Annotated in this window: 4 protein-coding genes; all 4 read left to right on the top strand. The window is 52.4% G+C overall.

The features are described 5' to 3' along the window. Positions 1-193 (top strand): hypothetical protein (locus VC35_RS29770; RefSeq protein ID WP_221174486.1); only part of this gene is annotated, 193 nt, incomplete at its 5' end. A gap of 632 nt (positions 194-825) precedes the next feature. Continuing rightward, positions 826-4,140: a VPA1262 family protein gene (locus tag VC35_RS13370; RefSeq protein WP_046040653.1), complete on the top strand. Its 3,315-nt coding sequence runs from the start codon at positions 826-828 to the stop codon at positions 4,138-4,140. A gap of 1,174 nt (positions 4,141-5,314) precedes the next feature. Further along, a complete protein-coding gene (locus VC35_RS13360) occupies positions 5,315-5,680 on the top strand; it encodes a hypothetical protein (protein ID WP_046040649.1) in 366 nt (121 codons plus the stop codon). 70 nt (positions 5,681-5,750) lie between these two features. Continuing rightward, positions 5,751-7,811 (top strand): hypothetical protein, encoded by a 2,061-nt coding sequence (locus VC35_RS13355; protein WP_046040647.1) that lies wholly within the window; start codon positions 5,751-5,753, stop codon positions 7,809-7,811. Positions 7,812-8,960: the final 1,149 nt, after the last annotated feature.

Genomic DNA, 8,960 nt, shown 5'->3' with positions numbered 1-8,960 from the left:
CTACTTCAGACCTTCCCTAGGCGTCTCTAGGGAAACTCCGAACAAGTCTTCAAACGTGCTGAAATACAACCTCATCACCTGCCCCGAGCCCTCCATGAGCCAGATGAGCTTTTCCGACTTCGAATACGCCGGCAAACGTAAGCAAACTCGCCGCGAACGGTTCCTCGCCGAGATGGATCAGGTCGTGCCCTGAATTTAGAGAATTAAAACTGTCGCGGAAGGATACCGTGTTTCGCGGCCTGTAGCCTCTTGTGGAGGAAACGCAAAACTGTCGCAACCGCCCCCAATGCCGGGCCAGAGAGATGCTCTAGAGAATTAAAACTGTCGCAGCCAGAAACGACGCGGCTTTTAGGTAATTTTACCGCAGCCGGCGACTCGTCAGCCGCCGGGCCATAGCCGTTCCCAACAGCTGCTTGGGTGCGATGCGTGAACGCCTAATCAAGGCTGGCTTCACAGAACTCCCCGCGCGGTAATTCACTTTGGCGTGATTTCGGGAAAAACCCCTGCCGGCCGCAGCACGGCAGGGATGTTTTACTACGGGTCTAGGCTGTCGAGCATATCCAGCATGCCTCTAAATGTTGGCGTTGATGCGATTTTGACCCAAGCTGCCGGAAATCGTTGACCTACCTGGACACTCGGTAATCGATGGTCTTACCCATCTCTATCGGATCCCCCAGAAGTTCAGAACCATATGATTCTTAGCCAACATTGCGCTCCGTCATTGTTCGGTCAATGAAACTGATGTCAAATTGACGCAAGTCTATGCCGCTACGCCTTCAGCATTGCGCACCAGACCTGTTCTCTGACCAAGCAAAAGGATGCGCTATGACCGATGCTCTCGACACACTGGCCTCCGATTTCCGGCTTCATGAACTTTTTGGTGACGGCCAACTCGCTACCGCTACCCAGATCTGGATTCTTGAAATCGAACGCGCAGGGTCCGCCGAACTGCGGTTCCTCTATGGCCGATCACTGCCTGGTACCCACCAGTCTCACAAGTGGAGCGGTACCTCCAGCAGCAAGACGCCCGTGTATGATGGCTGCTCCGCCAAGACACATGCCCTGACGCTGTACACATCAACGCAGCAACTCAAGATATTCCTGAAGCACTTCCTTTCCGGTGCAACACTGCATGCTGCCAGCCAGCTGGCCGATATCCAGCTCGATGACAAACTGAACAGCAAGGTGGGCGCTACCCTCTTCGGGGGCAACCCTGTGGCCCGCCCGGTCATGCACCTACCGACGCGAGATTTCTTTCAATTCCGCACCAGCCGCCTCAGCCCGACCAACTATGCCAGCGTGGACAGCGCGGCCATTTCGTCCGACAGCAAGTCAGAGACCTTCAACATGGCAGAGGGTTCGGATCGAAAGATCGCAGAGGCCGCATGCCAGAGCCTGAACGCAGATACCGGGCTGGACTTCGCGGCACTGGATGCATGGCGGATAGGGGATTTTGAGTTCATCTGCATCCCCGGCCAAAATCGCGCGGAAAAGAGTAAGTACGACATCACGTTGAAGGGAGATGACGCCTCTCTCAAGCTGTCCGAGCCAATGACCCATGACGCGTCCGACCTCTTGGTCGTAGTGAATGCTTATAGTGCCGACAGCGTACTGGCCACCCATACAGCTCGGCTGGACAAGCACGAAAAGTACCCACTGAAGCATGGCTTCAGGCTTGAAGCCTTCGAGAAACAGATCTGTACGTCATTCACCCTGGAAATCTACGCGCTCAATGACCTCGGCGACTCCTTCCTGGTGCTACAGACTGGTAACTACTTCGTCCGCAGCATGAACCTGAACATGCAGATGGTCGAGCCTATCCGCTCGAACGAAAAGCTGAGCTGGCTGGAGAAACGCGTCCCGCCGAAAGAGCAAGCGAAACTTCAAGCCACCGCGCGAGTAGGCCGTGCGTTACGAGATTCGCGCTCACAGCTGGGAGGCCATACAGCTGATCCATGGGTAGCTCTCAACAGCGCCACCGAAACAACCATGAAGCAGCTCTGCCCCAAGACCTCTAAGGGGCGCTTCTTCCTTACGCTTACCGACAGCGGTGGCACCAGCCGGATACAACTGACGGAATGGCTCCGTAAGATCTTCGAGAACCACCATGACGCTCAGATTGCCTGGTTCGATCCATTCATGGAGGACGCAGGCATTGATCTGCTTCATCGAATGGGCACTGCGGCAGGCGACTATCTCATCATCACGACCGAGAAAGAGTCGAAGGACGATGGCAAAGCAGGCGCTGATCAGCCGAACCGCATTCAGAATCTTCTCAACCAGTGCACTGGCTGGGGCAATGGCTATTTCGGCAATGTTCGCCTCAAAGTGCTGGCCGTTCCTGAAAGCAAGATCCATGACCGAATGATCCTGATTCGATCAGCCAGCGGTCGCCCGCTGGCCGGCTATCAGCTTTCCAACTCGATACAACGCGCCAATGATAACTACCCACTGCTGGCAACACCTATCCCTCTGGATGTGATGCCGCATGTCTTCGAGTACTGCGACCAGATCATTCAAAGCACGCTACATGGTGAGGGCAAGAAGGTACCTACCGCCAAGCTGATTTTCGACTCAACCTCATTTATTAAATCCGAGAAAGAAGACGAGGAACCGAAGGGCTTGAACCATCGTTCCTGTTTCACTGACGCCCCTCGCGCGGGCGATGTGCTGGCTTGGTGGCTTGATGATCTGGAGTTCGCAGGGTTGTCTGGTGCTGAGTTGATGAATCAGTTGGAGGCCAAGGGCAAGATCAAGGATGGGAAGCTCAATCCAGAAATGTTTGAGAGTATCCCTGCCAAGTTCTGGACCGAAGGTCTGCCTCTCGAAGATTTCCACTCGGCCTGGGATGCTCTTGGCCATGTGCTGGCACACTGCCAAGCGGGCCAACTGTACACAGAGGAGCGCAAGCCTTTCCCGCAGGCGCTGCAGAGCGCCTTGCTCGAACACCTCAATCCTGCACGCCAAGGTGCTTTACAGCCAAGAGCCCGGAAGGCGCTGCTGGATCTTGAGCACTATCGCTCGCAAGACCTCACCAAGCTACTGCTTTCCACTGATGATCCCGACGCTGCTTTCCGCTACTCGCCACCCGATATCTCATGGAGTGACTACTATGCCCTCAAGCTACTCTGGTCACATGCACCACAGGCGCTTGTCAGCTGGTTGAGCGAAGTGTGCGCGCAACACGTCAAAGGCTTGCGTCCTAACGTATTGGTCATTGAGGTCTTCAAGCACATCTGCCTATCGATCGGCTTCGACAAGCACCCAGTACAAATAGAAGCCCTCCTACAAAGTGAGACAAGCATCGTCACCTGGGTGGGTCTGCATGCTTTCAAGGATGCAATCAACAAAGGCGCGTGGGGCGTTGAAACACTTGGCCTTATCGATCAGGTAACACCTGCCGGCGCTCATCGAACCATTCTTTGCTGGCTGATCAACGAAGCGAACTATGAGGAGTCGGACGTCAAGCACCAGCTGATTTCAAAGCTGACGCAATCACTTCAAGGACCACTGTCTGATCAAGAACTTCAGGACATCCTGCAGCCTGTGCGCGGGCGTCTTGGAAGGTTGCATCACTTCACGCCTTGGATTCTCGAGTCATTGCTTCTTCCCATGCTCGAACAGAAGACAGTAGACACGGCTCAGGTCTCCAGAGAATGGTTCAATGAATTGGCGAGCCAATGGCGCGGCTCACTGAAAGACAACAACAGCCTGTATTTCAAGCTGGAGGCAGATGGTGCTTTCACTGACGAACTTGCCACATTGACCCGCTATTTGGCGCCAGAAGATCAGAAAGCGATCGTCGCTGAGCTGTGGAAGATCTTCAATGCGCTGGCTCGAACGATTCGTCAACCTTTCAGCGCTCAGGTGAGCTGGCAGTCGCACATTCGAGCGCATGAAGTGAACCTCTGGCTCTATGCATTGGCTCGACGTATCGACGCACTGGTTGATGTTGATGCAAGCCCATCGCTGGCTGAACTTCTGCTTGAGAGCGAAGAGATTATTGATCGGCTTCCCGATTCATACCGGGACTATGCCACCAGCACCGAACTTCTCACCTACATGAAGGGTGATCCTGACCAACTCAAATCTCACAGCCTAGGCCATACCATTCACAAGGCTATTACTAGCGGCCAGTAAGAAGTAGCTGCACGGTAGGTGCCCCGCTCTACAGGGGCACCTACCTAGGCGTCTGCTTCAGAGGTGTGTGCGCCTGCTTGTAGCGTTAGACCCAACGAAAGTACGAAGACTACATTGTTTACCCTTCGTACGCCGGTGTTGGTGGCAAAGTCCTTACCAACGAGTTTCACCTTGGATAAAGCGAAGATCAGTAACGGCGAGAGAACGGGAAGCACACGTTGTTAGCGCTGATGCGATTTTGACCCAGGCTGCTGATTTTGCCTGACCTAAATTCGGCCTATGAAATCCCGCGCCTAGACATCGTTTACTGATGTATTGAGGTGGGTTAACGATTTCCGGCAGCCTGGGTCAAAATCGCATCAGCGCCAACAGGCTAGAATGCATTTCGCTTAAAATTCTTGATCTCTTATACTCGAAAGGATCGCTGTTATTTATCGCTACGCTTTCCGCAAGACTATGGCCTTCGCAACCATTCCACATCACTTCTAATCCGTGGATTTCAAAGTAAAATCCTCTCTTGCAGAATGGACAATTCTTTTGCAGAACAACGTTATGCTTCGCACAAACCTCTACATGTTGGTGGTGCAATCTATGCCAAAAAGGAAATCCGAGTGTACGAATATCTTCTCTCACACAGTCTGGGCAGAAGCTATAACTACATAAAGACTATTTCTCTGACTAATTTTTATAGCTTAGCAATTGATCACAAGCAACCAACTATAAAGATTATTTGATCGACATTATGGATTTGCAAATTACAAATAAATATAAAGAATCTCTGAAAAAATTCTCAACTGTGCTGGAATACTATTTGCACCACTTGATCCGATCGCCTTCCGCCATATCGTAAAAGCGGGATTGGCTTGTGTCTGACCTGACTTCGTATTTAGTGGTGATGATCATCAAGTTTACAAATGCCAGACGAAAAAAACCGCCTCGCGGTCGGTTACCTCCGACCTATCCGACCTACATGTGGTTCGATGAAGTTGTCCCAGAGATGAGGCCGAAACGTGTCCGGCGTCGTCAGACAGCACTTGATAGGTGAGGTAGGTAGCCTCCGCCACCCGTAGATCAATGTCCTCTATCGCAATTAATTGAAACATGGCGGCGATGAGATGCCTTTGCTATAACCATAAAGCTTGCGTCTTAAAAATACTCTTCAAGGCGTAGACCGATGAAACTTAAAGCTCGCACGGTTTTTATTACAGCGGCCTTCTCTCTCATGGCGGGCATCGCCGGTGCTTCGGTGACTTGGGTCAAGAAGACTACGACGGAAGACTGGACTTGGTTCGAGGAATATGTCTACGCATGGGCCACTTATGTAGTGGCTTGTGAACCGGAACGTACATGCCAAATCGGTATGGGGATATTTTCCTTCGGCGAGCCCCGTGGAGAAAAAATAAGATTTACTGGCGAAACAGAGATCCTAGTTGTAGGCATCGGATCGCTACACATTCGCCCCGCCGATGGTAGAGGTCCGGTAAAGGCGGCAATTGCTCAAAAGGACGCGGGCTTGATCAAAATTAACTGGGACTTTTAGTTAAACCGTGGATTGATTCAGAAGAATTCGCCACGATAACCCGAACCTGCGCCTCTACAGGATGTCAATCATGCCCACCGAAATTAATACCTGGCTCGGCAGTCGCAAAGGTAAGTTCACTCTCGGTACTGCTGCGGCGTTTATGCTCTTACTGATTTGGTTTGGTTGGAGTGGCATGAAGGAGATCACCCTTAAAAACCGCCTTGAAGCTCAATGGCAGTCCCTGGACGTCACGCGCCGATCGATCGACGGGCGAGAGCAATTGCAGAATTGGTCTGCCGGGGTGTTTATAGGTAACTCTGTGCTAAAAGCTGTCACTCAGCAGCTCGAAGGCTACAAGCTGGAATACTTACCAACTGATCAGATGCTAAGTGGGACCGCAATAACTGTAAAGTCTGTCTCAGTTGAGCCAGAGCTCGGATATACACTAGTCAAAATGTTACTTGTGGCCAACAAGGACGACGTCGAACTGCAGATGAGGCTTACTGGTTCGATCTCTTATCGAGGAACCGAGCCTGTCAAAAACGGCAAGCCTGGCGAAGTAACCGCTAAGTTCAGGATTGAGCCACTGGAGCTTGCACCAGCCGCACGGATTGGCTTGTTTCAGTTGAATAATCTATGGGACGAGCTTGCGCCAGATCTTGCAATTGCGCTTGCCAAACCGCAACTCTTCGAGCTCCGCGTGCCGATGAATGACACAGTCAAATTTGACGTCGGCGTTGATATCAAGGGATCCAAGGAAGTCGTCAATAAGGATACTGGGGCCACGATCACCTACGATGCCTCTCTACCGAGCTCCGCTCTTGAGCAAAAACTGTCTTTCGCTTCTCCTGTGTTTAGGCCTGAAGGAATCTGGTTGATGGCGCGCCAGTCCAATGAAGGGCAAGACTTCGTTTTACCGGCTACGCCGCCGGCTCAGAGCGAACTGGCCGACGCAGTGAAGGCATTGACTGCAGAGGTTCGGGCCAAGACTACTGCGTTCACTGGAGCCCCCAAAACACTGAGTGTTTGGTTGTCACCTAACCTGCTGACCTCGGTGGCTGGCAAGCTGAGCGAGTTGAGCGACGCGTCACGTACTTTAACCATTCAAACAACTGCGCGAGATGGCCGCCTGGCGGAGACAAAGTGGCATGACGACCTGCTAGGAGACGGCGGTGCTTACGCTGAGCTAGTTGACGGTAGAAGTGGAACGGCGATGCTGAAGCTTGGTAAACCGTCCATCGACTGGCTAAATGATGGTTTACGGATGGTGATGCCAGTTAATGCATCTCTGAAGGCCAACATCCACTTTCATTTCGACCCTCTTATAGGGGGAGGCATGGGCACAAGCGTCGGGATTGACGGCGCGGGCTCGGGAACGATCAACATCACGACCCAAACAAATGTAATTCAAGGGCCAAATGGGCTAAAAGTGGCTGTCTTGAATTCTCACCTGTCCTGCGATGCCCTGAAGGCTACGGCCACAACGGATGGTGTGCTGAAGATAGACTTGGGATGGATTTCCGTGCCAAAGGTGGGCGCTAACGTAGTGATGCCTCTTGGGCGCAGCCAGATCGGTATGATTAGTCTGCTGGACAATCGACAGCTCTTTGTCATCAGTCCAGCCGACGACCCTAGGACTGAAACTGACCCTGAAAAGCGCGATGAGCGCATCAAGAAGAATCCTTGGGCTCTGGTTCCGCCAACGGGTGGATTTAGTGTTCGACTGGTGCCGGAATCGATCAAAACAGATCTGTCAGGTATCCACACTACGGTGGCGCTGGAGCTCATTCCGATGAAGATTGGCTACACCGAGAAGGATTTGGACGAGGCGCAAAAAGCTGTTCAAGAGCAAGCCAAAATCGTCGCAGGGCAAGTGACCGAGCTCCTTAAGCAACAAACTCCAGTCCCAGGATGCGCGGGCGATCCGGAAATTGCCATCCTGCTAGGGCCAATCGAATTCGGATCTAATAACGATATCGTCAAGTTCGCAAAGAATGCCTGGAAAGACATGACCCAGGGGCCGGGCCCCAATAATGACTTGCGCAAAGCGGTCGAGGGTGCCGGCAAAGCAATCGATGACGCGCTCCCTGACATAACCATCAAACCCAATGGTGGCCTTGGTGTGCATATTGGAAGTTGGAGTTTTTAGCATTTACGTAGAAGCTGAAACTCGGACGCTTGTCATATCGGAGAATGATAAGCGTCAGCCAGCAGTGATAGGCACCCCATCGAGAAGGTACAAGTCCAAAAAAATTCAGTCGTTTAAGCCGGTGGGGACGCGTGACATCTGAGCCCTAGCGCACCAGGTGAAAGTTTGCAGGGCGTTTCCAGCGCTACCTATGTAGACCCGCCGGAGCAATCACCATAGTCGACAAGGACCTGGCCAACCTCAGTTACGCCGTGTTCTGATTGAGCAGACCAGCGCCAAGCTGCTAGGGTCCTCACATCCTGGCTTCAGAGAATCAAAACTGTCGCGGCCAGAGCCGATATTGCGTGCACTCCAGCCTGCTGCGTAGAAAACGCAAAACTTGCGCACCACCTCAAATCGCCCCTTGGGCGGCAAGACCTAGAGTATTAATATTGTCGCAACCTGCGATTTCTGTGACTGTCCGGGGCCACCAAGATGGGGCCAAGACCCCTAAAATGCTTGCGCTAGGGCGATCAAGGAGACGGGGTTGATTGTCGCCGCGTCACGACGCTGGATTTCGCTCCACGCCTCAATGCTATACAGCTTCGCTCAGTTGCACACAGATCCAACATGCAGTAGACCTGATGATGTCAGTATCAGTCGAAGCGCGCTCAACGAATGGCTGACGGTCCAGCAATCAGTAATCCTGAAAAGCAGACTCTTCAGATTTTACATAGCTACGCATGAGCCCGTTTTTCCCAAGGGTTCCACGTACCTTCTTTCTTTGCACTAACCACTTGGGCGCGCAATTTGTCTTCCGCATCCTCTAGCATGGACTCCGCGTCTTTCACGCCTTGATCTTTAGCCTTTTGGAGCCAAAATTCAGCGCGATAAAGGTATTCGTCGGTTGTCTGAAATTTGAAATAGAGGCGCCCCATTACCAGTTGAGCCTTCGTATCGCCTGACCTGACCAACGGTCAGAATACGTCCAGTGTCTTTTCGAACGCGAGTTCCAGCAGGGCCACCCCATCCTAATAGGTAGGCTTTGCAGCTATCTTGTCCCAATTGCTGATCAGTGCAGCGCCAACTGCAGCGATAAGGCCGATGATGGCCACACCAATTAGTACTTTGTGGTGTGAATCGAGGGGCATGATTCTTCCTCGTTTACCT

This window comes from Pseudomonas fluorescens (assembly GCF_000967965.1).
GTDB lineage: Bacteria > Pseudomonadota > Gammaproteobacteria > Pseudomonadales > Pseudomonadaceae > Aquipseudomonas > Aquipseudomonas grandcourensis.
Note: the sequence above shows the minus strand (reverse complement) of the source record. Positions and strands in the feature narration are given on the sequence as shown.

Bases quoted from the DNA above. Each gene is read 5' to 3' on its own strand.
- VC35_RS13360 (WP_046040649.1), top strand. From the start codon at position 5,315: ATGAAACTTAAAGCTCGCACGGTTTTTATTACAGCGGCCTTCTCTCTC.
- VC35_RS13370 (WP_046040653.1), top strand. From the start codon at position 826: ATGACCGATGCTCTCGACACACTGGCCTCCGATTTCCGGCTTCATGAA.
- VC35_RS13355 (WP_046040647.1), top strand. From the start codon at position 5,751: ATGCCCACCGAAATTAATACCTGGCTCGGCAGTCGCAAAGGTAAGTTC.